Annotated in this window: 26 protein-coding genes; 15 read left to right on the plus strand and 11 right to left on the minus strand. The window is 37.3% G+C overall.

Annotated features, from left to right (window positions below):
- The first annotated feature begins 14 nt into the window (after positions 1 to 14).
- From kynU to FORMA_RS03230, 8 genes are read left to right on the plus strand one after another with little or no spacing between them, the layout of a single operon-like run.
- Complete coding sequence (kynU, locus tag FORMA_RS03195) at positions 15 to 1,307, plus strand: kynureninase (protein WP_442856322.1); 1,293 nt, start codon at positions 15 to 17, stop codon at positions 1,305 to 1,307.
- Complete coding sequence (locus tag FORMA_RS03200; RefSeq protein WP_069674292.1) at positions 1,304 to 2,707, plus strand: FAD-dependent oxidoreductase; 1,404 nt, start codon at positions 1,304 to 1,306, stop codon at positions 2,705 to 2,707. Before kynU ends, FORMA_RS03200 begins: the two co-directional genes overlap by 4 nt.
- A 14-nt stretch (positions 2,708 to 2,721) precedes the next feature.
- Entirely contained in the window at positions 2,722 to 3,126 is a 405-nt protein-coding gene (locus FORMA_RS03205; protein WP_069674293.1) for a RidA family protein, read from the plus strand.
- Positions 3,126 to 4,568, plus strand: coding sequence for an aldehyde dehydrogenase (locus FORMA_RS03210; protein WP_069674294.1), 1,443 nt, complete (start codon positions 3,126 to 3,128; stop codon positions 4,566 to 4,568). The genes FORMA_RS03205 and FORMA_RS03210 overlap by 1 nt, the downstream gene beginning before the upstream one ends.
- 6 nt (positions 4,569 to 4,574) lie before the next feature.
- Complete coding sequence (locus tag FORMA_RS03215) at positions 4,575 to 5,357, plus strand: SDR family oxidoreductase (RefSeq protein ID WP_069674295.1); 783 nt, start codon at positions 4,575 to 4,577, stop codon at positions 5,355 to 5,357.
- Between the two features lie 28 nt (positions 5,358 to 5,385).
- Complete coding sequence (locus tag FORMA_RS03220; RefSeq protein ID WP_069674296.1) at positions 5,386 to 5,910, plus strand: 3-hydroxyanthranilate 3,4-dioxygenase; 525 nt, start codon at positions 5,386 to 5,388, stop codon at positions 5,908 to 5,910.
- Positions 5,911 to 5,919: 9 nt separating this feature from the next.
- Positions 5,920 to 7,002: an amidohydrolase family protein gene (locus tag FORMA_RS03225; protein WP_069674297.1), complete on the plus strand. Its 1,083-nt coding sequence runs from the start codon at positions 5,920 to 5,922 to the stop codon at positions 7,000 to 7,002.
- The gene (locus FORMA_RS03230; protein ID WP_069674298.1) at positions 7,002 to 7,643 is read left to right on the plus strand and encodes an O-methyltransferase; all 642 of its coding nucleotides are present in this window, start codon (positions 7,002 to 7,004) and stop codon (positions 7,641 to 7,643) included. Before FORMA_RS03225 ends, FORMA_RS03230 begins: the two co-directional genes overlap by 1 nt.
- A gap of 1 nt (position 7,644) precedes the next feature.
- Here the strand turns inward: FORMA_RS03230 and FORMA_RS03235 are convergent, their stop codons facing one another.
- On the minus strand, positions 7,645 to 7,929 hold the full coding sequence (locus tag FORMA_RS03235) for a Sec-independent protein translocase subunit TatA/TatB (RefSeq protein ID WP_069674299.1): 285 nt from the start codon (positions 7,927 to 7,929) through the stop codon (positions 7,645 to 7,647).
- 24 nt (positions 7,930 to 7,953) lie between these two features.
- Positions 7,954 to 8,748: a hypothetical protein gene (locus FORMA_RS03240; protein WP_069674300.1), complete on the minus strand. Its 795-nt coding sequence runs from the start codon at positions 8,746 to 8,748 to the stop codon at positions 7,954 to 7,956.
- A gap of 66 nt (positions 8,749 to 8,814) precedes the next feature.
- On the opposite strand from FORMA_RS03240, the gene pepE reads away from it, so the two are divergent.
- Positions 8,815 to 9,522 (plus strand): dipeptidase PepE, encoded by a 708-nt coding sequence (pepE, locus tag FORMA_RS03245; protein WP_069674301.1) that lies wholly within the window; start codon positions 8,815 to 8,817, stop codon positions 9,520 to 9,522.
- A 3-nt stretch (positions 9,523 to 9,525) separates the two neighbouring features.
- On the opposite strand, the gene FORMA_RS03250 is transcribed toward pepE, so the two are convergent.
- Complete coding sequence (locus tag FORMA_RS03250; RefSeq protein WP_069674302.1) at positions 9,526 to 9,945, minus strand: GNAT family N-acetyltransferase; 420 nt, start codon at positions 9,943 to 9,945, stop codon at positions 9,526 to 9,528.
- Positions 9,946 to 10,076: 131 nt separating this feature from the next.
- On the opposite strand from FORMA_RS03250, the gene gpmI reads away from it, so the two are divergent.
- The 3 genes from gpmI to FORMA_RS03265 are packed head-to-tail and all read left to right on the plus strand — an operon-like array spanning position 10,077 to position 13,272.
- Positions 10,077 to 11,594 carry a 2,3-bisphosphoglycerate-independent phosphoglycerate mutase gene (gene gpmI, locus FORMA_RS03255; RefSeq protein WP_069674303.1) on the plus strand — a complete coding sequence of 506 codons (1,518 nt, stop codon included), beginning with the start codon at positions 10,077 to 10,079 and terminating at the stop codon, positions 11,592 to 11,594.
- 55 nt (positions 11,595 to 11,649) lie between these two features.
- A complete protein-coding gene (gene map, locus FORMA_RS03260) occupies positions 11,650 to 12,459 on the plus strand; it encodes a type I methionyl aminopeptidase (protein WP_069674304.1) in 810 nt (269 codons plus the stop codon).
- A gap of 18 nt (positions 12,460 to 12,477) precedes the next feature.
- Positions 12,478 to 13,272 carry a DUF3050 domain-containing protein gene (locus tag FORMA_RS03265; RefSeq protein WP_069674305.1) on the plus strand — a complete coding sequence of 265 codons (795 nt, stop codon included), beginning with the start codon at positions 12,478 to 12,480 and terminating at the stop codon, positions 13,270 to 13,272.
- 2 nt (positions 13,273 to 13,274) lie between these two features.
- Here FORMA_RS03265 and FORMA_RS03270 read toward each other — a convergent pair whose 3' ends face one another.
- From FORMA_RS03270 to FORMA_RS03305, 8 genes are all read right to left on the minus strand, one after another.
- Positions 13,275 to 14,237 carry an FAD:protein FMN transferase gene (locus tag FORMA_RS03270; protein ID WP_069674306.1) on the minus strand — a complete coding sequence of 321 codons (963 nt, stop codon included), beginning with the start codon at positions 14,235 to 14,237 and terminating at the stop codon, positions 13,275 to 13,277.
- A 10-nt stretch (positions 14,238 to 14,247) separates the two neighbouring features.
- Entirely contained in the window at positions 14,248 to 14,625 is a 378-nt protein-coding gene (locus FORMA_RS03275; protein WP_069674307.1) for a Na(+)-translocating NADH-quinone reductase subunit F, read from the minus strand.
- A gap of 65 nt (positions 14,626 to 14,690) precedes the next feature.
- The gene (gene nqrF / locus FORMA_RS03280) at positions 14,691 to 15,998 is read right to left on the minus strand and encodes an NADH:ubiquinone reductase (Na(+)-transporting) subunit F (protein ID WP_069675430.1); all 1,308 of its coding nucleotides are present in this window, start codon (positions 15,996 to 15,998) and stop codon (positions 14,691 to 14,693) included.
- 4 nt (positions 15,999 to 16,002) lie between these two features.
- The gene (nqrE, locus tag FORMA_RS03285; RefSeq protein ID WP_069674308.1) at positions 16,003 to 16,728 is read right to left on the minus strand and encodes an NADH:ubiquinone reductase (Na(+)-transporting) subunit E; all 726 of its coding nucleotides are present in this window, start codon (positions 16,726 to 16,728) and stop codon (positions 16,003 to 16,005) included.
- A gap of 28 nt (positions 16,729 to 16,756) precedes the next feature.
- Complete coding sequence (locus tag FORMA_RS03290) at positions 16,757 to 17,401, minus strand: NADH:ubiquinone reductase (Na(+)-transporting) subunit D (protein WP_069674309.1); 645 nt, start codon at positions 17,399 to 17,401, stop codon at positions 16,757 to 16,759.
- Positions 17,402 to 17,404: 3 nt separating this feature from the next.
- Positions 17,405 to 18,163 carry a Na(+)-translocating NADH-quinone reductase subunit C gene (locus FORMA_RS03295; RefSeq protein WP_069674310.1) on the minus strand — a complete coding sequence of 253 codons (759 nt, stop codon included), beginning with the start codon at positions 18,161 to 18,163 and terminating at the stop codon, positions 17,405 to 17,407.
- Between the two features lie 2 nt (positions 18,164 to 18,165).
- Entirely contained in the window at positions 18,166 to 19,371 is a 1,206-nt protein-coding gene (locus FORMA_RS03300) for an NADH:ubiquinone reductase (Na(+)-transporting) subunit B (RefSeq protein ID WP_069674311.1), read from the minus strand.
- Between the two features lie 37 nt (positions 19,372 to 19,408).
- On the minus strand, positions 19,409 to 20,764 hold the full coding sequence (locus FORMA_RS03305) for a Na(+)-translocating NADH-quinone reductase subunit A (RefSeq protein ID WP_069674312.1): 1,356 nt from the start codon (positions 20,762 to 20,764) through the stop codon (positions 19,409 to 19,411).
- 152 nt (positions 20,765 to 20,916) lie between these two features.
- On the opposite strand from FORMA_RS03305, the gene FORMA_RS03310 reads away from it, so the two are divergent.
- The 3 genes from FORMA_RS03310 (at position 20,917) to pruA (ending at position 24,270) form a co-directional block, all read left to right on the plus strand.
- Positions 20,917 to 22,170, plus strand: a complete 1,254-nt coding sequence (locus FORMA_RS03310; RefSeq protein ID WP_069675431.1) for a type IX secretion system plug protein — start codon at positions 20,917 to 20,919, stop codon at positions 22,168 to 22,170.
- 14 nt (positions 22,171 to 22,184) lie between these two features.
- On the plus strand, positions 22,185 to 22,571 hold the full coding sequence (apaG, locus tag FORMA_RS03315) for a Co2+/Mg2+ efflux protein ApaG (RefSeq protein ID WP_069674313.1): 387 nt from the start codon (positions 22,185 to 22,187) through the stop codon (positions 22,569 to 22,571).
- A gap of 73 nt (positions 22,572 to 22,644) precedes the next feature.
- Complete coding sequence (pruA, locus tag FORMA_RS03320) at positions 22,645 to 24,270, plus strand: L-glutamate gamma-semialdehyde dehydrogenase (protein WP_069674314.1); 1,626 nt, start codon at positions 22,645 to 22,647, stop codon at positions 24,268 to 24,270.
- Positions 24,271 to 24,332: the final 62 nt, after the last annotated feature.

Here is a 24,332-nt window from a genome sequence, read left to right on the forward strand (position 1 = left end):
AAAAATAGCTACATTTGAGTACATCCAAAAAGATACACTTGATTGCATTTGAACCACATCTTGAATTTGCGTTAAACTTAGACCGGAACGATCCACTCGCTAAGTACAGAACTGCATTCCACATCCCAAAAGATGAGCAAGGCAACGACTGGTTGTATTTTACAGGGAATTCTCTGGGACTTCAACCCAAGACCACCAAATCGGCCATTGAGCAAGAGCTGAATGATTGGGCCAATTTGGGTGTCGAAGGCCATTTTGAAGCCAAAAATCCATGGATGCCCTACCACGAATTTCTCACCGAAAGTATGGCCAAAATCATGGGCGCAAAACCCATTGAAATTGTGGTCATGAATACCCTCACTACAAACCTCCATCTTTTGATGGTTTCTTTCTATAATCCTACAAAAAAAAGACATAAAATTCTTATAGAAAGTGATGCTTTCCCATCGGATCGCTATGCGGTACAAACACAATTGGAATTTCATGGATATGATACCAATGAATGCCTAATAGAGTGGACACCTCGCACAGATGAAAAATTATTACGCACAGAAGATCTCGAACAAATTCTTGAAACTCAAGGCGAAGAAATTGCACTTTTGCTTATTGGCGGAGTAAATTATTACACAGGGCAATATTTGGATTTAAAAAAAATTGCAGCTCTCGGTCATGCCAAAGGATGTAAAGTAGGTATTGATTTGGCGCATGGTGCCGGTAATATCCAACCCGAATTGCATGATTCTGGTATCGATTTTGCGGCTTGGTGCACCTACAAATATTTAAATGCTGGTCCGGGTAGTCTGGGTGGTGTATTTGTTCATGAACGCTATGCCCACGACAAGACTTTAAAACGTTTTGCAGGGTGGTGGAGTCAAAATAAAGCCACGCGCTTCAATATGCGTCAGCCACTCGATATTACCCCTGGTGCAGAAGGATGGCAACTTAGCAATCCACCCATTTTATCGATGGCCGCCATCAAAGCTGCCTTGGATTTATTCAATGAAGTGGGGATGAACAAATTGAGGGAAAAATCAATCAAACTTACGGGTTATTTGGAATTCCTTATCAAAGGATTGAATCATGCACAAATAGAAATCATAACGCCTAGCGACTCCAACCAACGTGGGTGTCAATTGTCGATTCAAGTGAAAAATGCTAATAAAGATTTACACAAAAAACTAACTGAACAGCACGTCATTACCGATTGGAGAGAACCAGATGTGATCCGCTGCGCACCAGTCCCATTTTACAACTCTTTTGAAGATGTGTTTCGGATGGTAAAAATTTTAAAAACTCTTTTGCCATGAACAACAAAGAAAATATACTCATCATAGGAGCTGGTCTTTGCGGTTCGCTTTTGGCCTTACGACTGGGGCAACGGGGCTACAATGTCCGTGTGATGGAATTGCGCCCAGACCTTCGAAAAGTAGACCTCAGCGCTGGACGTTCGATAAATTTAGCATTTTCAAATCGTGGGCTAAAAGCCATAAAAATGGTGGGGTTGGAAGACAAAGTGAATAAACTCTGTATACCCATGCACGGCCGTATGCTACACGATAAAAAAGGTAGTACAAAACTTTCTCATTACAGTGGTCGAAAAGATGAATATATCAATTCAATTTCTAGAGAATTACTCACCGCTTTACTTATTGATGAAGCAGAAGCATTGGATAATGTCAGCATTGAATTTGATGTCAAATGCAATGAAGTTAATTTTGAGCAAAATGTAGCTAATTTCACAAACACAATCAACAAGAGGACCTTTGAGTGTAGCGCTGACCTCATATTTGGAACAGATGGTGCAGGTTCAGCGCTTAGAAAAAGTTACTTCTCAGAACGTAAATTTTTATTCAGCTTTTCTCAAAATTATCTCACCCACGGATATAAAGAACTGACAATACCATCAACTAAAGATGGCGGATTCAAAACGTTTGAAAATGCACTTCACATTTGGCCAAGAGGTGAATTTATGATCATTGCTCTACCAAATTTAGATGGGAGTTTTACAGTCACTTTATTTTTGGCTTACGATACGGGAACTTATAATTTCAATAATTTAACGACTAAAGAAAAAGTTGTTGAGTTTTTTAATAAAGAATTTCCTGATGCCGTAGAACTAATGCCCAATTTGGCTACAGAATTTTTTGAGAACCCAACAGCGCCGCTAGGAACAATCAAATGTTACCCATGGCAATACAAAGGAAAAAATATGCTGTTAGGTGATGCCGCACACGCCATTGTGCCCTTTTATGGCCAAGGCATGAACGCGTCTTTTGAAGATGTTGTAGAGTTTGATGCATTTTTGGACGCACACACTGGAGATTGGGAAAAAACCTTCAATGCATTTCAACAAAAAAGAAAAACCGATACAGATGGTATAGCCGATTTGGCTATTGATAATTTTCACGAAATGAAAGACCATGTAGCCAATCCTCTTTTTCAGAAAAAACGAGCATTAGAAATGGCTTTAGAAACAGAATTACCAAATGATTATTTTTCAAAATATTCGTTAGTAACATTTTGCGAACACATTGGTTATCATGAAGCTATGACTCGTGGCCGTGCACAAGATAAAGCCATTTTAAACATGTTAGATGACAAAGAAATTGATCAAAACATCCCAATTGATGAACTTCATAAGAAAATAAAAAAAGAAACCAATTCCATTTTGGAAGACGATAAAGTTGCAAAAACTTTACACCATTAAATACAACTTTGATTATGAGTAAAACAGTCACACCAAGAGGCGCATACCCACACACAAAACGTGTAGGTGATTTTATTTTTGTTTCGGGAACAAGTTCAAGACGAGCAGACAACTCGATTGCAGGAGTAGAAATCATAGACGCCATGGGAACCAAAAAATTAGATGCTAAAGTACAAACACAAGAAGTGCTTCAAAACATAGATAAAAATTTAGCAAAGGAAGGCGCTTCATTGGCCGATGTGGTTGATGTCACCTCATTTTTGGTCAATATGAATGATTTTGCAGATTACAACAAAGCCTATGCAGAATTTTTTAATCCTGAAAATGGCCCTACACGTACTACGGTAGCGGTACACCAACTTCCCCACCCCGATTTGGTGGTAGAGATAAAAGTAGTAGCGTATAAAAAACAAGAATAATGACCATAAAAAATTACATCAATGGAGCTTATTGCATGCCGTCAAGTCAAGATTGGCTCGATGTAATTAACCCCAGTGTAGGTGAAATTTATGGTAAACTTCCAAACTCTAACCGTGAAGATGTTCAACTTGCATATGAAGCGGCCAAAAAAGCATTTCCAGAGTGGTCCAAAACAAGTGTGGAAAAACGAAGTGCGATTTTAGCCAAAATTGCAGATTTAATTGAAGACAATTTAGAGGTTCTTGCCAAAGCTGAAAGCATGGATAATGGTAAGCCACTTTCGCTAGCTAAAGCTGTAGATATTCCCAGAGCTGCAACTAATTTTAGATTTTTTAGTCAAGCAATTACTCAATTTTATAGTGAAAGCCATGAACAAATTGCAGCAAAATCAATCAATTTCACGCTTAGGCAACCAATTGGGGTTGTGGGTTGTATATCCCCTTGGAATTTACCTCTCTATTTATTCACTTGGAAAATAGCACCTGCCTTGGCTGCTGGAAATTGTGTACTAGCCAAACCTAGTGAAGTTACACCCTACACAGCATTTTTATTAGCAGAACTCTGTAGTAAAGCTGGACTCCCAAAGGGTGTACTAAACATCGTAAATGGACTAGGTTCAAGTACCGGACAAGCAATTGTGGAACATCCCAATATCAAAGCTATTTCGTTTACGGGTGGAACCAAAACCGGAGCACATATAGCACGAACGGCCGCACCATTATTTAAAAAATTATCTTTAGAATTAGGGGGGAAAAACCCTAACATTATTTTCGCTGATTGTGACTACGATAAGATGCTCACCACAACTGTAAAATCAGCTTTTGCCAACCAAGGACAAATCTGTCTCTGTGGAAGTCGAATATTTGTAGAAGCAAGTATGTATGAGCAATTCAAAACCGATTTCGTTAAAAAAGTTAAACAACTAAAAGTTGGCCTACCTTCCAAAAAAGATAGTGATTTAGGCGCTTTAGTTTCCGAAGATCATCTTGAAAAAGTATTGAGTTACGTTGAAAAAGCAAAACAGGAAAAAATGAATATTTTGTGTGGAGGCGAAAAGCTTACTACAGAAAATGGCAAAAACGGTTATTATATGCAACCCACCATAATAGAGGTATCTTCCAACGATTGCATATTGAATCAAGAAGAAATTTTTGGTCCGATAGTTACACTAATGGCCTTTGAAAATGATAAAGAAGCATTGGCGCTAGCTAACACTACCTCTTATGGGCTATCGGCAACAGTATGGACCAATAATTTGAAGCGAAGCTTGCACTTTTCTGAGCATTTAGAAACTGGTATTGTTTGGGTCAATACATGGATGCAACGCGATTTGCGCACTCCATTTGGTGGTCAAAAAAATTCTGGTGTAGGTCGTGAAGGCGGTTTTGAGGTGTTGCGCTTTTTTACCGAAGCCAAAAATATATGTATTAACTATGAATAAGGTTTTATGGAATTAAATTTAAAAAATAAATCAGCACTTGTATGTGGAAGCACCCAAGGTATAGGACGAGCTGCGGCTATGGCCTTAGCGAGTGAAGGAACAAGAATTACACTTGTGGCTAGAAATGAAGAAAGACTTAAAAAAGTACTATCTGAGTTGCCAAAATCTGCTAAGCATGATTATATAGTAGCTGATTTTTCGAACCCCCAACAACTTAAATCAAAGGTATTGGAATATTTAGCTTCAAATTCAGGATTCCACATCTTGATAAATAACACTGGAGGGCCGAGAAGTGGCGCTATCATAGAAGCTAATTTAGAGGAATTTGAATCGGCTTTTACTCAACACCTCAAATGCAATCACGTCTTGGCGCAACTGCTGGTGCCTTTTATGAAATCTGAGCAATACGGCCGTATCATCAATATAATTTCAACTTCTGTAAAAGAACCCATTGAAGGCCTTGGCGTGAGCAATACAATCAGAAATGCCGTTGGGAACTGGAGTAAAACTTTGTCTTTTGAATTGGGTGCATTTGGTATAACTGTGAATAATGTTTTGCCTGGATTTACGGAAACGGAACGTTTGAACGAAATTATTAATATCAAGGCCAATAAAGCAGGGGTTTCATTTGAAGAAATGGAAGAAGTCATGAAAACATACACGCCAGCAAAACGCTTTGCAAAACCGGAAGAAACAGCCAATACCGTAGTGTTTTTGGCTAGTGAGGCTGCAAGCTATGTTAATGGTGTTAATATTCCTGTTGATGGTGGACGAACAAAATCTTTGTAACTTTAGAAAAATAAAACACCACATAATAATGAGTAAAATTGTATCACCACTTAATTTTAAAGCTTGGATTGAAGAAAACCGAGCTCTACTAGAACCACCTGTCGGCAATAAATGTATCTGGAAAGATGGCGAATTTATTGTCATGGTTGTTGGAGGTCCAAACAACAGAAAAGATTATCATTACAACGAAACACCTGAGTTTTTCTATCAAGTTGAAGGCGACATAATTTTAAAAATAATAGATAAAGGTATAGCTAAAGATGTACATATTAAGGAAGGGGATATTTATTTGTTACCTGCAAAAGTTCCGCACTCTCCACAACGCGGAGCCAATACTGTTGGTCTTGTGATTGAATACCCCAGAGCCAAAGACATGGAAGACGCTTTGGAATGGTACTGCACGTCTTGTCATCATCAATTGTATAGAGAACCTTTTACACTAAAAAATATTGAAACTGATATGCCAGCTATTTTTAAGCGGTTTTATTCGGATGAAGAAAAATGTACTTGTGAAAAGTGCGGTACAAAAATGGAAGCACCAAATAACGTATAAACTATAAACATGAAACGAAAACTGCGCATCAACGGCCATTCACATCTTCTTCCTTATCCGGAAGAAATCCCTCAGTTTATGAAAGACAAGGAGATATTTTGGGTAGATGATGAACGTAGATATATGCTTCAAAAAGGATGGAGCCGACCTGTAACACATTCTAGTTTTTTTCTTGACGAAAAACTAGAATGGATGGAAGACAATAAAATTGATCATGCCGTAGTGTTGAATCTTTCTCAGTTGTATGGCAATGGTTTGCGTCTTGAAATGATGAAAAAAGCCTTGCGGTTTCAAAATGATTTTAATGCGAAAATTCAACAAAATCACGCCTCAAAATTCACTTGTGGCTTTGTTATTCACCCTGGATTTATTCAAGGTGCGCTATGGGAAATCGAACGCTGTGTTGAAGAGCTGGGCCTTAATGTTTTGTGTTTACCCACTCACTTCATGGATAGTATTGGGCAATGGCGAAGTGTTTTTGATCGAGAAAACGATGCTATTTTTGAATTGGCAAATAAATACAATTTAGCCATTGAAATTCATCCCTATGACGGAGACAAAATGATCAAACTCGAAAATACCTCCTGGCGGTTTCATTTGATTTGGATGTTGGCACAATGTGGAGATGCCTATCATTTCTACACCCTCAATGGTATGCAAGAACGCTTTCCAAACATAAGAACATGTTTTGCTCACGGTGGTCAAATGGCGCAAATGAATCTTGGGAGACGTATTCAAGGGTTTGATGGACGCCCTGACTTGTTTGACGGAAAGACGCATCCTCGTAAAGCTGTTGGTCATCCAAATATATATTTTGACACCCTTGTACACGATACCGATTCTTTTAATTTGATGTTGAAACGACAGGGCAGCAATCAAATTATTATGGGACTGGATGATCCATATCCACTTGGCGAAATGGAAAGCGAGGCACAGTCATCGTACCCAGGAAAACTATTAGATTTAGCCAAAGAACGCGATATTATTGATCAAAATCAATATGACGATATATGGGAGGATAATGTATTGCGCTGGCTATTTGGAAATGACCAAAAGAAAATAAACGATTTAACACAAAAAATTTTAGGCTAATGCACTTCATTCCCGAAGCGCTGGACCAGTATGTTGTTCAGCATTCTGAAGACGAACCAAAACTTCTTCAAGCACTCACTAGAGAAACCTATCAAAAGATCTTGCAACCACGTATGCTCAGCGGGCATTATCAAGGACGTGTATTAAGTACGCTTTCTAAGTTAATCAAACCCAAAACAATTTTAGAATTAGGAACGTTTACCGGATATTCTGCATTGTGTCTGGCTGAAGGATTGCAGAAAAATGGAGTATTGCATACAATTGATGTCAATGAAGAATTAGTAAACTTCCAAAGAAAATATTTTGATTTGTCTAAATATGGAAGTCAAATCCATCAACACCTAGGCCCTGCTTTAGAAATAATTCCAAATTTAAACACTAAGTTTGATTTGGTCTTTTTAGATGCGGATAAACCAAATTACATCAACTATTTTCATGAAATCATAGAAAAATTAAATCCAGGAGGAGTGCTCCTTTCGGACAATGTGCTGTGGAGTGGAAAAGTTATCGAGCCTTTAAATGAAAATGATCAGTCTACAAAAATTGTTCTCGAATACAACCAGCTTCTTAAGGACGATGATCGCTTAGAAACAGTACTGCTGCCTATCCGCGATGGGCTCACTGTGAGCATAAAAAAATAAATTATAACTTTCGACGGACAGAGCCTGTCAAGTCTTCAATCTCGTCTTTTACCTTATTGATTTCGTCATTGACTTCTTTAGTAAGGCTGGCATCCAAGCCTTGCTTTTCAGCACTGCGTTGTATTTCACCCTTAATGTCGTTAGTAGCGTTTTTTAACGTACGCATCCCCTTACCCATACCCTTTGCTACATCGGGAATTTTATCAGCACCAAAAACCATAATCACTATAAAAAGGATGAAAACAATTTCGGTACTGCTTATAAAAAGTGGTAAAGAATAAATCATACGACAAATATATAAAGTATTCCTCTAATTATCAGCTAAATTATTGGCCTTAAATTCGATTAACTTTTCTTGTAAATACTGAAGAATTTCTACATCACTTCTGTTAGTACAACGCAATTGGAAGTTCTCGTCATCTGAGCAAAAGAAATAAAATTCTGCGTGTAATTCTTCTGCTAGATCTTCTTGTTTAAAAAGTTTGGGGCCCACAACTTCTTTTATGTAGGTCAAAATATTCTTTTCCTTTTCGAACTTTGCAACGCGTTTGAGTTTTTTGGTACGCCCAGTGACTTTGTTCAAAAATTTATTAAAATTAAACATGACAAATGGAAAGCCCAAATACACCATTTTACCGTTATCAGCTTCATAAACACGGCTTTCTGCTTGTGTTTTTCTAACACCTGTATAACCTGGGATTCCCAAATCATAGAAATCCAAAGGGCGTTCTGCGTCAGAGTTCCCTATATCAGAGTTTAAATCACCTGTAAGAATTTTTCCAATGGTAACCTCATCGAGCTCCGTTACAGAATCATCTAAATAAACTTTTATAAAATTTTGATCGATCATTGATGCACTTACGACTATGAATTTTGGGGTATATTGTATGGACGAAAAATACAATGAATCTGAAGCTTTAGCCTCAATGACAAACTCCCCTTTCGTATTGGTTGTGGCATAACGATAGGCCGATTTGTTAATTACATGAATCCCTTCAACGTTACCGTCAGCAACAACAATGCCTGATAAATCATGCGTTTGCCCCCAATTTAGAATTGAAAAAAATAAAAATGATATTATAATTACTATGCGGTAAAATGTCAAACCAATTCTTATTATTTTGTATAAATTTACAAAAGATAAAAATGTTGAGCCAATAAAATCATTTAAATGAAAAAACTTCTCATTGCCAGTACATCCACAGTCCATGGAAGTGGGTATTTAGACTATCTTTTAGATGAGTTGATTCATTTCTTTAAATCTACAAAGACTATCGTTTTTATTCCTTATGCCCGCCCAGGTGGATTAAGTCACGAAGAGTACACTAAAATTGTTCAAAAAGCATTCCGGAAAATACAAAAAAATGTAATTGGTCTTCACGAATTTGAAGATCCGAAACAGGCTATTAACCAAGCTGAGGGTATTTTTGTCGGAGGTGGAAATAGTTATGTGTTGGTTGATCAACTCTATAAAAATGATCTGCTCGTTTCTCTAAAAGTGGCCTTAGATTCCGGAACTCCGTATCTGGGAACAAGCGCGGGAAGTAATATTTGCGGTATCTCCATGGGCACTTCCAACGATATGCCTATTGTTCATCCACAAAGCTTCGAAACTTTGGGCGTGCTTCCTTTTAATATTAATCCACACTACTTAGATCCAAATCCCGATAGTAAACATATGGGCGAAACAAGAGAAACTAGGATTAAAGAATTTCATTGCTACAATAAACAAGCTGTGATTGGGCTAAGAGAAGGAAGCTTTTTAAGTGTTCAAGGAAAGCAAATTACTCTGAAAGGTGCTTTAAATGCTCGTATTTTTGAACAAAACAAAACTCCATACGAAATTGAACCCGATTCTGATCTTAGCGATTTACGATAAGCATTAAATAGATTTTAAATAGTGGAACCCCAACTTTTTGAAACCTTGTCTTGAATAAAAATCCTGTGATAAACTATTTTCAATATAGGTATTAAGCTCAATTGTTTCGCACCCCTTTTTCTTTACATAGGTTTGAATCCACTCCATCAGCTTTGTTCCAATTCCTTGATTTCTTATTGCGTTATCAACACAGACATGATCCACTTCAACACTCCTGCCAGAATAATGACGGGTGCAAAACCACATTCCTGCTACAGCAATCAGCTGCTGATCAACATAAACCCCTACACACTCATAATTTTGAGTAGTCATTTCTTTAAAGCGCTGCAAAAGTACCGCGTCTGAAAAAATGTCTTTAGCCATTATTTTGACCAAAGGAATAACTGTAGCTATTTGATCGGCAGGTATAATTTTAAATTCCATTTTTAATATTTTACAGCTCTAAAATACAACATAATTATTTGAATTATGAAGCTAAATAAAGGACGATATAATCCAAAAAACAGCTTTTTAAAAAATGAAATCTTCTTATCTTTGCGGCATAACCAACAGACATGAATAAAAAAGTAATTTTAATGATTTTGGATGGTTGGGGAACTTCACCCGACCCAAAAGTATCCGCTATTGATCACGCAAAAACACCATTTATTGATGGGCTATACACTAATTATGCACATGCTAGTCTTAGAACTGACGGCCTTCATGTTGGACTCCCAGAAGGACAAATGGGCAATAGTGAAGTTGGGCATATGAATCTTGGAGCAGGTCGTATCGTATATCAAGATTTAGCTAAAATCAATTTAGCTGTATCCAACAAAACTTTAGGCGAGGAAAGTGTACTAAAGCAAGCCATCGCTTATGCAAAAACCAAAAACAAACCCATTCATTTGCTCGGACTCTTGAGCGATGGGGGTGTGCATTCGCATATAAATCACTTATTTGGACTACTTGACACTTTAGAGGAAAATGATATTGACAAAGCGTACGTACATGCTTTTACAGATGGAAGAGATGTAGATCCAAAATCAGGATTTGGTTTTGTTACCGAATTAGAATCACGACTGGAAGGTTCTCCTATTCAACTTGCCTCAGTAACGGGACGATACTACGCGATGGATCGAGACAAGCGTTGGGAGCGTACAAAATTGGCTTTCGATGCTTTGGTCCATGGTAATGGAGAATTCTCAAAAGATTTGACAAAAAGCATTAAGAACAGTTATGAAGAAGATATTACTGATGAGTTTCTAAAACCAATAATCGCAACAAACCAGAACAATGAAGCAGTTGCGAAAATAGAAGAGGGTGATGTTGTATTGTTTTTTAATTTTAGAACAGATCGAGGACGGCAGCTGACAGAGGCGTTGAGCCAGAAAGACTTCCATGAATATAATATGCATGCTTTAGATTTGAAGTATGTTACCATGACAAATTATGATGATAACTTCAAAAATATTGATGTTATTTTTAATAAAGAAAATCTAAATAACACTTTAGGTGAAGTCCTTGAGGCTCATGGAAAAACACAATTACGTATAGCCGAAACAGAAAAATATCCACATGTTACTTTTTTCTTCTCTGGGGGAAGAGAAACACCTTTTAATGGCGAGCAGCGCATATTAAAAAACTCACCAAAAGTACCTACTTACGACCTCAAACCAGAAATGAGTGCCTTTGAATTACGCGATGCACTCATACCTGTCTTAGAAAAAGAAGAAACAGATTTTATCTGCCTTAACTTTGCCAATGGAGATATGGTTGGACACACCGGTGTGATGGACGCTGCTGTAAAGGCTTGTGAAGCGGTAGATCAATGCGTAAAAGATGTTGTAAATAGCGCTTTGGAACACAATTATACAACACTTTTAATTGCTGATCACGGTAATTGTGAAACCATGATAAATCCCGATGGCTCTCCTAATACAGCACATACAACAAACCCAGTCCCTATCATCCTTATTGATAAAGATTTAAAACAAATTGAGGATGGAATTCTGGGGGATATGGCCCCAACAATATTAAAGCTAATTGGCATTAGCCCTCCCGCTGTAATGACTCAAAAATCTCTGGTTTAAATCTAGCTAAATTTAAGAATCAAACTAAAGTTTTTGAGTATCTTTGTGCTTTGAAATGAAGACGCTTAATTTAAAAACTGCTGAAGAAATTGAACTCATTCGCGAGAGTGCGCTTATCGTGTCAAAAACCCTCGGGATGCTTGCTAAAGAAGTTCAACCTGGTGTTACTACACTTCAACTCGATAGTCTAGCAGAAACATTTATAAGAGACCATGGAGCCACCCCTGGTTTTTTAGGTCTTTATGATTTTCCAAATACATTATGTGTAAGCCCTAACGAACAAGTAGTCCACGGAATTCCAAATGACACACCTCTAAAAGAAGGTGACATTATTTCTATAGATTGTGGCGCCCTAAAAAATGATTTTTATGGTGATCATGCCTACACTTTTCCCGTTGGTGAAATAGCAGCAGAAACACAAAAACTTTTAGAAGTCACAAAAGCATCACTTTATGAAGGCATTAAGGCCTTCAAAAAAAATAACCGCGTTGGTGATGTGGGTTACGCGATCCAAAATTATTGTGAGTCATACGGATATGGAGTTGTCAGAGAATTGGTAGGCCATGGATTGGGGCGCGTAATGCACGAGGAGCCTGAAATGCCTAATTACGGTAAACGTGGGCGCGGAAAAAAATTTGCTAACGGAATGGTTGTTGCTATCGAACCAATGATCAATATGGGGACTCAACGCATCAAACACCACAGCGACGGTTGGACCATCACTACTCGAGACAATAGACCTAGCGCACATTTCGAACACAATATAGCCATGGTAGATGGAAAACCAGAACTACTGTCCACATTTGCTTATATTAATGAAGCCCTTGGAATAGAAACTGATGAAGAACTGGAATATACAAGATAATTTTTAATTAAATATTTTATGACACCTATTCAAAAAATAGAACATGAACTTATAGATTTGAAAACACAGATTAATAAGCACCCACTCTACAAAACGCTCGAAACTATTGAGGATGTAAAAATATTTATGGGAATTCATGTATTTGCTGTTTGGGATTTTATGTCTTTGTTAAAAGCACTTCAAAATTTATTGACCAACAGTAATATACCATGGACACCAAAGGGCCACGGGGAAGCAGCGCGATTTATCAATGAAATTGTAATGGGGGAAGAAAGTGATGTAAATGAATCAGGTGAGGTAAAAAGCCATTACGAAATGTACATCGATGCTATGGATCAGATTCAGGTTAATACTTCAAAAATAAAAGCCTTTATAACCTCCATAGAAAATGGCGATTCAATTGAAATAGCACTAGAAAAGCACAAAATTGATAGAGCAATAGCTGACTTTATAAAATTTACTTTTGAAGTTATTAATAGCGGAAAAGCACACCGTATAGCTTCGGCCTTTACTTTTGGTCGTGAGGATGTAATTCCTGATATGTTTTTTGAAATTATTCAACAATCAAAAACAGATAAAGAGGATAATCGCTACAGTAAGTTGTTGTATTATTTGAATCGTCATATAGAAATCGACGGAGATGAACATGGTCCTATTTCACTAAAAATGGTTGAAACTCTTTGTGGAAATGATGAGCAAAAATGGAGTGAAGCACTTGAAGTGGCAAAGACGGCCCTTCAACAACGCATATCGCTTTGGGACTTCATCCAGAAAACTATTTTGCCTACAAAACAAATGGCGGTAATGCAATAGTTTTAAAATCCATTAAAAGATTTAAAAGCTAATTCTTTGTTTTCATCCTCGAAGATTATATAAACTCTTAATTCGGGATGCACACTCAAAAATCCTGAAAAGTCTTCAACTTTCATGGTTTGAAGAGCAGTAGCATACGCATCGGCAATAATACAGCTTTTGGCTACAACAGAGACACTCAGGATATTGGTTCGGCTTGGATAACCTGATTCTGTATCAATTATATGCGTGTACTTCCGTCCATTTTCATCAATTTTATATTTGCGGTATGTACCCGATGTTGCCATGGCCTCATTGTTAAGGACAACAGTATCAATATAGGGAACCTCACTTTCTAAATTTGGATTTTGAACACCTATTTTCCATGGTGCTGTTTTGATGGAATTTATACCACCACATATGATTTCGCCTCCAATTTCCACCAAAAAATTATCAACACCACTGCGTTTTAAAAAATTGGCTATTCGATCTACCCCGTACCCCTTAGCAATAGCATTAAAATCAATTTTAGTAGCTTCGGGCTTATTGATATTTAAACCATTAATTGACACTTTATCTAAACCAACAGATTGCATCAATGCTTTTATTTTCAAACTATCGAGTTGTTCTACTTTACCTTCAGGACCAAAATCCCATGCATTTACTACGGCTCCAATAGTGGGGTCAAATCGGCCGTTTGTTGTCTTATGAATAAGCTTAGAGGTTTGGAATACGGTTTTAAACTGAGAATCAATTTTTGTCGTTTCATTACTATTAACTTTTGAAATAATTGAATTCGGAATATAGGTTGACATTGATTGATTGATGTCCCTAAAAATTAAATCAAACTCAGATTGATAATTACGTGTACTGTCATAAATAATACTGTATGTAGTGCCAAAGATAGCACCAGAGTTACGCTGCTGTTTGACTTTGTCTTGGCAAGAGACTAAAACTATTAGAAATAAAAAAACTGCGTTTCTCATTGATTTAAAATTAATTCATATGCGCCTCTATAACCTGAATCCCGTTGTACTCAATCAAGTATTCTTTGTCTAAATAGACAGGTAAATCTTCGCCTTCAGGATTACCAACAGCTACCCCGGCATACAAAACTTTCGCATCTTTATCAAAAGCATGCTTTTTAAAGGTCTCCATCCAAACTACGTCGTAATTATTTGGATTTTGCGGCAATTTAACAACCCGAACAATGACAAAGAAATACTGATTATTTTTATCAATACAGACAAACTGTGGATGCTTTTTTAGTTTACTATTAATCGCAACAAATTCAAAACCTCTAGATTCTAAATCTTTGCCAACATGGTTCATACCCAAGTTGTGTAATTCTTGCTTAGAAAGTGCTTTTGACATGGTACAAAAATACAAAAAGCTCAACATAAGTGTTGAGCTTTTTTAGTTAATAGAACGATAAAATTTTATCCTCCAAAATCATCAAATCGGATGTGCTCATCTGGAATTCCGAAATCTTCACCCATTTTTTGAACAGCTTTATTCATTAATGGGGGACCACAGAAGTAGAGTTCGATATCTTCTGGAGTTTCATGATGATTCAAGTAGTTATCAATTACACAGTTGTGAATAAATCCAACAAAACCGTCACCAGGTGCATCGATATTTTCTTTTACTTTCCAATTGTCCTCTTCCATCGGTTCAGAAAGAGCAAGGTAGAATTTGAAATTAGAAAATTCGTTTTCTAATTGTTGGAAATGATCTAAGTAAAACAATTCTCTTTTAGATCTACCACCATACCAATATGTTACTTTACGACCGGTTTTTAACGTTTTGAATAAGTGGTAAAGGTGAGAGCGCATTGGTGCCATTCCTGCTCCACCACCAACATACAGCATTTCTGACTCACTCTCATTGATGAAGAATTCACCATAAGGTCCGGAGATGGTAACTTTATCACCAGGTTTTTGAGCAAAAATATAAGACGATGCAACTCCAGGATTAACATCCATCCATCCATTTTTAGAACGATCCCATGGCGGGGTAGCAATACGAACATTCAGCATTATTTCTCGACCTTCTGCTGGGTAAGAAGCCATAGAATATGCACGCTCTACAGTTTCGCTATTTTTCATTTTTAGGGGCCATAATCCGAACTTATCCCATTCGGTTTGGAATTTTTTGGGATCGTCGTGTTCTTCTGGATGCGCAGTTATATCCATTCCTTCAAAATCGATCTCGCATGGTGGAATTTCAATTTGAATATACCCTCCAGCCTTGTACCCCATATCTTCTGGGATTTCAACAACAAACTCCTTAATAAAAGAGGCTACATTGTAGTTTCGTACTACAGTGGCTTCCCATTTCTTTATTCCAAAAACCTCTTCTGGTATGGTGATTTCCATATCTTGCTTCACCTTAACCTGACAAGACAAACGTGCGCCGTGTTTCAACTCTTTTCTAGAAAAGTGAGGCGTTTCTGTAGGTAATGCTTCTCCACCACCAGACAAAACATGGCATTCGCACTGTATACAAGTACCACCACCTCCACAAGCAGATGGTAAAAATATTTTTTGGTTTCCGAGTGTAGACAATAAAGTCCCCCCTGAAGATACTTCAATTTCTCTTTCACCATTAATTAGAATCTTAACAGGTCCCGAGGGAGATAGCTTTTGTTTTACAAAAAGAAGCACACTAATGAGAAGTAAAGAAATCACTAAGAATGCTACGACAGTAGCGATAACGGTTCCGGATGTTCCAGCAGCTAAAATAATCATTTTAATTTTCGGATTTAGTATTGTTAACAATTTCATTTTCCTGTTCTAAAATAGGTTTTACTTCGACTTTCTCTACCTTTTCGGCTGACTCAGCTGGAGCTTCATCACCACCAGTCAACATGCCGCCAAAACTAAGAAAACCAATACCCATCAAACCAGTTACAATAAAGGTAATTCCCAAACCTCTCAAAGGGGCAGGAACATTTGAATATCTAATTTTTTCACGTATTGAAGCTATGGCCAAAATAGCTAAAAACCAACCAATACCTGATGATATACCATAATTGACAGCTAACCCAAATGTTTCGATTTCACGCGATTGCATAAATAGTGATCCGCCCAAAATAGCACAGTTTACTGCAATAAGTGGTAAAAATATTCCTAAAGAGTTATACAATGAAGGTGAAAATTTCTCAACAATAATCTCAACCAATTGAACCATTGTAGCAATAGTAGCAATAAACATAATGAAGGATAAGAACCCTAAATCGTAGTCTGCGAATTCTTCCCCTAACCAAGATAGTGCTCCAGGCTGCAATAAATACTGATCAAGCAACCAGTTTAGTGGAACAGTTATAGCGAGTACAAAAATAACTGCAGCTCCTAATCCCACAGCTGTAGCTACCTTTTTTGAAACAGCTAAATAAGAGCACATGCCCAAGAAAACTGCAAACACCATATTATCAATAAAAATTGATTTAAAAAATAATTCGATGTGTTCTATCATTGTAGTTTAGTTTAAATTCTATTAAAAATTAATCTTCAATTAATGCTTCATTTCTACTGCGCTGTACCCAAATTATAAGGCCGACGATGATAAGGGCCATCGGAGGCATCAGCATAAAACCATTATTTTCATATCCTGTAGAATATAGTCCTGTTTTTTCAATAGGATCACCCAAAACTGGAACTCCAAATAAAGTTCCGGAGCCTAAAAGCTCTCTAAAAAACCCAACAATCAAAAGAATAACAGCATATCCAAAAGCATTACCGATGCCATCTAAAAAAGCTTTCCAGGGACCATTTCCCAGTGCAAAAGCCTCAAATCGACCCATGATAATACAATTAGTGATGATTAACCCTACAAATACAGATAATGTTTTGCTAAGCTCATATGCAAACGCTTTAAGAACCTGGTCCACAATAATTACCAATGAAGCTACAACAATAAGTTGAACAATAATTCTGATTTTAGAAGGGATAATATTTCGAATTAATGAGATTACAACATTACCAATACCTAACACAAACAAAACGGCTATTCCCATCACTAATGATGCTTTTAGCTCTGCGGTAATAGCTAAAGCTGAGCAAATACCTAATACTTGAATAGTAATCGGGTTGTTGTCCGTTAAAGGATCCGTGATCAACTTAGCATCTTTTTTAGAAAGTAGTCCCATGGTTTAGTTGTATTGATTTTTTAAGTTCTTGAAAAAAGGTAAATATAATTTCAAATCTGACTTGATCATTGCTGAAACACCGTCCCCTGTAATGGTTGCTCCAGCGAGTGCATCAACCTCGTAATCGTCTTTGATAAGATTTTTGGGGTCATTATTGCCTTTAGCAACTGTAATTCCTTTGAATTCTCCAGATGCAGTAAGTAATTTCTCCCCATTAAAATCATCCATAAAATAGCGTTGCTTAATGTTTGCTCCAAGTCCAGGAGTTTCCCCCTTGTGGTCAAAATAAGCACCTTGGATAACCATGTTCTCATCCATAGCCACATACCCCCATATTGCGTCCCAAAGGCCTTTCCCTCGGATTGGTGCTATGTAATATGTTTGTCCTGCTTTTTGTCCAACAAATAAAGGTAAATCTCTTTTTTGCCCATTTTTTGCTTTTGCTTGTTCTTTTTTTACATCGATAAGATAAGCCTCATTGTTTTCTACAGCGTTTCCGCTTGCATCGACAATAAGTTGTTTTGCAATGTATTTAGAAAATTCATCGGCAACTTTATCAGTTCCAACAAAAACAATATCGGTCGCACCATTTTCATTGACACCCATTGCATAGAGTATGTTTTGCTGCTTTTCCATGCGCTCATTCTCTACAATATTAGGTTTCAACGACGATGCTGTAAAAGCGAGCAGAGATCCAACAACAACTACCATTCCAATGGCAAAAAGGATCGTATATTTATTACTATCTGTATTATTACTCATAATTATGCTGTTTTGACTTTAACTCGTTTCAAACGTTTCTTGACATTTCCTTGGACTACATAATGGTCAATTGTAGGCGCAAAAACATTCATTAATAAAATGGCTAAAAATACGCCTTCAGGATAAGCTGGATTGAAAACACGGATCATAATCGATATAAAACCGATTAAAAAACCATAAATCCATTTCCCTTTGTTGGTTTGTGCCGCGGTTACGGGGTCCGTAGCCATGTAAACGGCACCAAAAAGGATACTTCCAATGATAAGATGCTGCCAAAAAGGAACACTCATTAATCCATAGAATTTGCTAGTTGAAGTTATGATTCCAGCATCAACTACACCATTGAAAATTAGACCCATAACAAGAGCACCAATAATAGTACTTAGAATAATTCGCCAACTTCCTACTTTGGTAAAAATTAGAAAAAGAGCACCAAAAATGATTAATAATTTTGAAGTTTCTCCAATAGAACCAGGTATAAGACCAAAAAACATATCAGCGTAATTGTATACTACATCCTGGCTTTGAGCATAACTCCCTAAAATTGTTTCACCAGAAATAGCGTCGGCAGTGCCAGCACGTTCAACAGCACCATGAACCCAAACTTTATCCCCACTCATCCAGGTCGGATAAGCAAAAAATAAGAAAGCACGAATGGTTAGGGCAGGATTCAAAATGTTCATCCCTGTACCACCAAAAACTTCCTTTCCTATAACAACGCCAAATGCTACAGCTACAGCCAACATCCACAGTGGGAGATCAACCGGAACGATCAGTGGTACAAGCATACCTGTTACCAAATAACCCTCTTCAACTTCGTGTCCTTTGATGACAGCAAATATGAATTCTATGAGCAGACCGACGCCGTAAGAAACAACTACCAATGGCAATACTTTCCAAATCCCAATGACCAAATTGTCCCAAGTCCAAAAGGTTGAGCCTAAAAACCCATGCGCAGCATCTATAGCTCCCAAGGCCAGATAATGTTGATAGCCAGCGTTGAACATACCAAAGATGAGGCAAGGCACCATGGCCATGATCACCGTATTCATTGTACGCTTCAAATCATCGGCAGCTTTAATATGTGTACCGTTGTGCGTGGTTTCATTGGGGAGATACAAAAACGTATGAATGGCATTAAAAGCGGGTGCCATTTTTGTCCCTTTATATTTTTCTTTAAGATTGTGTAAGTTTGATTTTAAACCCATTTAATTTGTGTTTTTCATTTTACTTTGAAATGAATAGTTATCCAATTTCTTTAATCATTAAATCTAATCCTTCTCTTATTATCTTTTGGTGTGGTTGCTTAGATACACAAACAAACTCAGTAAGTGCAAAATCTTCAGGTGCAACTTCATACATTCCTAAGGCCTCCATCTCATCAAGATCTTTGTACATACATGCTTTTAGAATTTGCATTGGAAATATGTCCAAAGGAAACACCTCTTCATAAGAACCTGTCAATACAAAAGCTCTATGTTCACCATTAGTGTTAGTGGTGAGGTCGTATTTTTTATTGGGAGTTAACCATGAAAAAGTCAACGCGCGAGAGGTAGAAACTTTATCAAATACTGGTTTGTTCCATCCAAAAAATTCATAGTCATCTCCTTCCGGTATTACCGAAATTACATCACTGTAGTAATCTAAATAACCATCGGGTTTAATCTCTTTCCCAGACAATACATTCCCAGAAATAATTCGTGCGTGTGCATCTTTTGGTATTCCTCGATCATAAATCATAGTTGCTATCTCACTTCCTATTCTAGTTGTCAAATAGCGTGGCTGTTCAATTTGTGAGCCTACCAAAGCCACTAGGCGTTCGGCGTTAAATTTACCTGTCAATAAAAGCTCACCAATAATAACTAAATCTTGCGGGGTAACGGTCCAAACCGTTTCGCCCTTGTTTATTGGATCAATTTTATTGATAAGCGTTCCGACATTTCCTGAGGGATGCGGTCCAGAAATTCTATGTATTGCTATGTCCTCTAAATTGGTGAAAGGTGAGTGTGCATCTTTTGAAACCCCTACGTGTACTTTCCCTTTTGTCAATTTTGACAAGGCAGTTACCGCAACCTGCAATTCAGCTTCCTTACCTTTAAGCGTAAAATTATAATCTGCAGCTAGTGGTGCTGTTGCGTGAGCGGAAACAAAAATGGCTTTTGGTTCTCGGTTAGGGTCTGCAATTATAGCGTATGGACGCTGTTTGATAAATGGCCAACAGCCCGAGGCGAGCAAAGTAGCCTTAATTTGTTCGGCTTTAACACTGCTTAACTTTAATTTATCGTGTTCTTGAAAAACCAATGTTTTGTCAGCTTTGATTTTAACTTCCAAAATACGGCGTTTTTCACCACGTGAAATTTCAATAATCTCACCAGAAACAGGAGAGACGAATTTGATATCTTCGTTGGATTTATCAAAAAATAAAGCTTCACCAGCTTTAATCTTTTGTCCCATTTTGACTAATAATTTTGGTGTTACACCGTGGAAGTCTTCAGGTCGAATCGTGTAGAAGTTGCTTTTGATAGCGCTCGTTTTACTTAGCGCCGCTGCTCCCACTAATTTGATATCGAGACCTTTTTTAATTCGAATGTCGTTTGACATATGTTTTTGGTATTGAAATTTGTATCTAAAAATCGAGCAAATTTACAAATTAAAACTGCATTTGTCACAACAATTAAATGGATTTTTTTGTTAAAATTAGTATTTTATATAAGCGGCAATTTTTACTTATATTTACTATCAAAATTTTGTTTATGCTCAAATCACATCAAACACTTTTACTTTGTAGTTTTTTGATAAATTTATCGACTTTGTCTTTTGGGCAAATCAAAGAAGTAGATCCGCCACAAGACATTAAAACCATAACATTTGGCGGACAAAAAGATTATGCGATGCTTCCAATCATAAATCTAAATGAACGCATCTTTTTGGAGTTTGATGTACTCAACAATTTGGAGGAAGATTTTTATTATGTCATTGAACACTTCGATTACGATTGGACACCATCACCTTTGATGAAGGCTGAATACCTCAGCGGAATGGACAATCTCAGAATAATTGATTACGAAAATTCTTTTAATACCTATCAAATTTATTCGCATTACAGACTACAAATTCCAAACCCACAAACGCGTCTAAAAGTTTCAGGCAATTACCTAATAAAAATTTTTGACGAAAATGATACTTTAGTTTTTAATCGAAAATTTATGGTTAAAGAAGAACAAGTTGGTGTTGGGGTTCAAGTCAAAAGATCCAGAAATGTAGCGATGATAAATGAAGCTCAATCAATAGATTTTAGCATAAAAGCAAATACAATAAACTTAAATAACCCTGCGCAAACCGTTAAGACTGTTGTTGTGCAAAACAATAATCTAAAAACTGCTATTTACGACTTAAAACCCCAATACGTACTAGGTAACGAATTGGTCTACAGGTATAACGAGGCCTCTTTATTTTGGGGTGGCAATGAGTATCTTTTTTTTGAAAACAAAGAGGTTCGAAGTGCTAACTTAGGGGTGCAATATATTGATTTGCAAGATCTGTACCACAGTTATCTCTACACAGATATTGACAGAAGCAGACGAAAATACACCTTCAATCCGGACATCAATGGAGGATTTAAAATCACTGTATTAGATCGTGACGACCCAAGTATTGAAGCCGATTACACTTATGTACATTTCTCTTTGTTAACTAACGAATTCACCAATGAGTCAGTGTATGTTTATGGAGGCTTCAACAACTTCAGCATTAGCGATGAAAACAAAATGGTTTACAATACCAAAAAAAATGTTTACGAACTGTCCATGCTCATGAAACAAGGCTTTTACAATTACAAATATGTTGTTGTAGACCAAAACGACACTCTTAGCGAGGGGAGGATTAGTGGCAATTTTGATGAAACAGAAAACAATTATAAAGTGATCGTTTATTACAGAGATTTAGGCGCACGCTACGACAAAATTATAGGGCTAGGCGAAGCCAACTCTGTTCAAATCACAAATTAAAAACAACCCCTGATATGGTACAACAAATCTCCAATGGTATAAAAATTTCGGTTCGAACACAATTTGAAGGCACTTTTTACAAAGAAGAGATTATTCATTTTGCTTTTAGCTACGAAGTGAGCATTAGTAATGAACGTCAAAGCCCAGTACAATTGCTATCACGTGTTTGGTACATAAACGATGCCCTAAATTTCAGAGAAAGTATTGAAGGAGATGGAGTGGTTGGAGAACAACCAATCATTCAACCCAGCGAATCTTACAACTACAGTTCGGGTTGTACTCTAAAATCGCCTTTTGGGTCAATGAAAGGACTGTATTCTATGATCGACCTCATGGATCAAAAAAAATTCAAAGCAAAGATTCCAACCTTTAAACTTTGTACGGAATTCGCGCAAAATTAATTAATAATTGTACGTAAAATTCAACCATTAATTGTAATTTTAATGTCTAATTTTTTTACAAAAACACAATACCATGGGAAAAGGATTTTTTAAGGTACCTGTTGCCAAAAACGAAGCTGTTTTATCATATGCACCCGGCTCCACAGAACGCAAAAACGTTTTGAGCGCATATAAGACAATGTACCAATCAAAGATTGAAGTACCGCTATATATTAATGGCAAACACATAAAGACAGGGGCAACGCAAACGATGAGTCCGCCGCACGACCACCAGCATATTGTTGGCTCATACCACACGGCAAATCAAACTCATGTCGAGCAAGCCATTGCTACAGCTTTAGAAGCACGGAAAACATGGGCTAATTTGCCTTGGGAGCACCGCGCTGGAATTTTTCTTCGCGCTGCTGAACTCATTGCTGGACCGTACAGAGCAAAGATCAATGCTGCGACTATGATGGCGCAATCCAAAACAGCACACCAAGCTGAAATTGATGCTGCTTGTGAATTTATAGATTTTTTAAGGTTCAATGTGCAGTTTATGACAGAAATTTATGCAGATCAACCCCAAAGTACAAACGATGCTTGGAACCGTATAGAATACCGCCCTTTGGAAGGGTTCACATATGCTGTAACACCATTTAACTTTACTGCCATAGCCGGAAACCTTCCAGCTTGCATGGCACTCATGGGCAATGTAGTGGTTTGGAAACCTAGCGATAGTCAAGTCTATTCAGCCAAGGTTATCATGGATGTTTTCAATGAAGCTGGTGTGCCTCCAGGAGTCATCAATGTTGTTTTTGGCGACCCTGTGATGATTACAAATACAGTTTTGTCCAGTCCAGATTTTTCAGGCTTACACTTTACGGGATCTACATTTGTATTTAAAGAGCTGTGGAAACAAATTGGAACCAATATTCACAATTACAAAACTTACCCAAGAATTGTAGGTGAGACTGGGGGTAAAGATTTTATTATCGCCCACCAATCCGCCAATCCAAAACAAGTTGCAACAGGAATTGTTAGAGGAGCATTTGAATTTCAAGGTCAGAAATGCAGTGCAGCATCTCGGGCATACATTCCTGAAAGTATTTGGGCTAAAGTAAAATCTCATCTTTTAGAAGACATCGCTTCAATTCAAATGGGTAGTCCAGAAGATTTATCCAACTTTGTTACGGCAGTTATTCATGAGGGCTCTTTTGATAAAATCGCCAGTTATATTGATGCCGCAAAAGAGAGTTCCGAGGCAGACATAATTGCCGGTGGTGGATACGATAAAAGCAAAGGATATTTTATTGAACCAACAGTCATTTTGACAACCAACCCAGATTATGAAACGATGAGTTTGGAACTATTCGGCCCAGTTATTACAATTTATATTTATAAAGACGAAAACTATAGTCAAACGCTAAAACTTATTGATAACACAAGCGAATACGCCCTAACTGGTGCTATTTTTTCAACTGATCGCTATGCTGCAAACCATGCTACCGAAGCTTTAGTAAATGCTGCAGGAAATTTTTATATCAATGATAAACCTACCGGTGCTGTAGTTGGTCAGCAACCTTTTGGTGGTGCCAGAGCGTCTGGAACCAATGACAAAGCGGGCTCTGCGCAAAACCTATTGCGCTGGGTTTCTCCACGGATGATAAAAGAAACTTTTGTCTCCCCAAAAGATTACAGATATCCTTTTTTGGACTAAAAAACTTTACTACAAAAAAAACCACTCTTTTCAGAGTGGTTTTTTATTACTAATATTAATAA

Origin of the sequence: Formosa sp. Hel3_A1_48 (genome assembly GCF_001735715.1) — a bacterium.
Classification (GTDB): Bacteria; Bacteroidota; Bacteroidia; order Flavobacteriales; family Flavobacteriaceae; genus UBA3537.

Bases quoted from the DNA above. Each gene is read 5' to 3' on its own strand.
- FORMA_RS03200 (WP_069674292.1), top strand. From the start codon at position 1,304: ATGAACAACAAAGAAAATATACTCATCATAGGAGCTGGTCTTTGCGGT.
- FORMA_RS03205 (WP_069674293.1), top strand. From the start codon at position 2,722: ATGAGTAAAACAGTCACACCAAGAGGCGCATACCCACACACAAAACGT.
- FORMA_RS03210 (WP_069674294.1), top strand. From the start codon at position 3,126: ATGACCATAAAAAATTACATCAATGGAGCTTATTGCATGCCGTCAAGT.
- FORMA_RS03215 (WP_069674295.1), top strand. From the start codon at position 4,575: ATGGAATTAAATTTAAAAAATAAATCAGCACTTGTATGTGGAAGCACC.
- FORMA_RS03220 (WP_069674296.1), top strand. From the start codon at position 5,386: ATGAGTAAAATTGTATCACCACTTAATTTTAAAGCTTGGATTGAAGAA.
- FORMA_RS03225 (WP_069674297.1), top strand. From the start codon at position 5,920: ATGAAACGAAAACTGCGCATCAACGGCCATTCACATCTTCTTCCTTAT.
- FORMA_RS03230 (WP_069674298.1), top strand. From the start codon at position 7,002: ATGCACTTCATTCCCGAAGCGCTGGACCAGTATGTTGTTCAGCATTCT.
- FORMA_RS03235 (WP_069674299.1), bottom strand. From the start codon at position 7,929: ATGATTTATTCTTTACCACTTTTTATAAGCAGTACCGAAATTGTTTTC.
- pepE (WP_069674301.1), top strand. From the start codon at position 8,815: ATGAAAAAACTTCTCATTGCCAGTACATCCACAGTCCATGGAAGTGGG.
- FORMA_RS03250 (WP_069674302.1), bottom strand. From the start codon at position 9,945: ATGGAATTTAAAATTATACCTGCCGATCAAATAGCTACAGTTATTCCT.
- gpmI (WP_069674303.1), top strand. From the start codon at position 10,077: ATGAATAAAAAAGTAATTTTAATGATTTTGGATGGTTGGGGAACTTCA.
- map (WP_069674304.1), top strand. From the start codon at position 11,650: ATGAAGACGCTTAATTTAAAAACTGCTGAAGAAATTGAACTCATTCGC.
- FORMA_RS03265 (WP_069674305.1), top strand. From the start codon at position 12,478: ATGACACCTATTCAAAAAATAGAACATGAACTTATAGATTTGAAAACA.
- FORMA_RS03270 (WP_069674306.1), bottom strand. From the start codon at position 14,237: ATGAGAAACGCAGTTTTTTTATTTCTAATAGTTTTAGTCTCTTGCCAA.
- FORMA_RS03275 (WP_069674307.1), bottom strand. From the start codon at position 14,625: ATGTCAAAAGCACTTTCTAAGCAAGAATTACACAACTTGGGTATGAAC.
- nqrE (WP_069674308.1), bottom strand. From the start codon at position 16,728: ATGATAGAACACATCGAATTATTTTTTAAATCAATTTTTATTGATAAT.
- FORMA_RS03290 (WP_069674309.1), bottom strand. From the start codon at position 17,401: ATGGGACTACTTTCTAAAAAAGATGCTAAGTTGATCACGGATCCTTTA.
- FORMA_RS03295 (WP_069674310.1), bottom strand. From the start codon at position 18,163: ATGAGTAATAATACAGATAGTAATAAATATACGATCCTTTTTGCCATT.
- FORMA_RS03300 (WP_069674311.1), bottom strand. From the start codon at position 19,371: ATGGGTTTAAAATCAAACTTACACAATCTTAAAGAAAAATATAAAGGG.
- FORMA_RS03305 (WP_069674312.1), bottom strand. From the start codon at position 20,764: ATGTCAAACGACATTCGAATTAAAAAAGGTCTCGATATCAAATTAGTG.
- FORMA_RS03310 (WP_069675431.1), top strand. From the start codon at position 20,917: ATGCTCAAATCACATCAAACACTTTTACTTTGTAGTTTTTTGATAAAT.
- apaG (WP_069674313.1), top strand. From the start codon at position 22,185: ATGGTACAACAAATCTCCAATGGTATAAAAATTTCGGTTCGAACACAA.
- pruA (WP_069674314.1), top strand. From the start codon at position 22,645: ATGGGAAAAGGATTTTTTAAGGTACCTGTTGCCAAAAACGAAGCTGTT.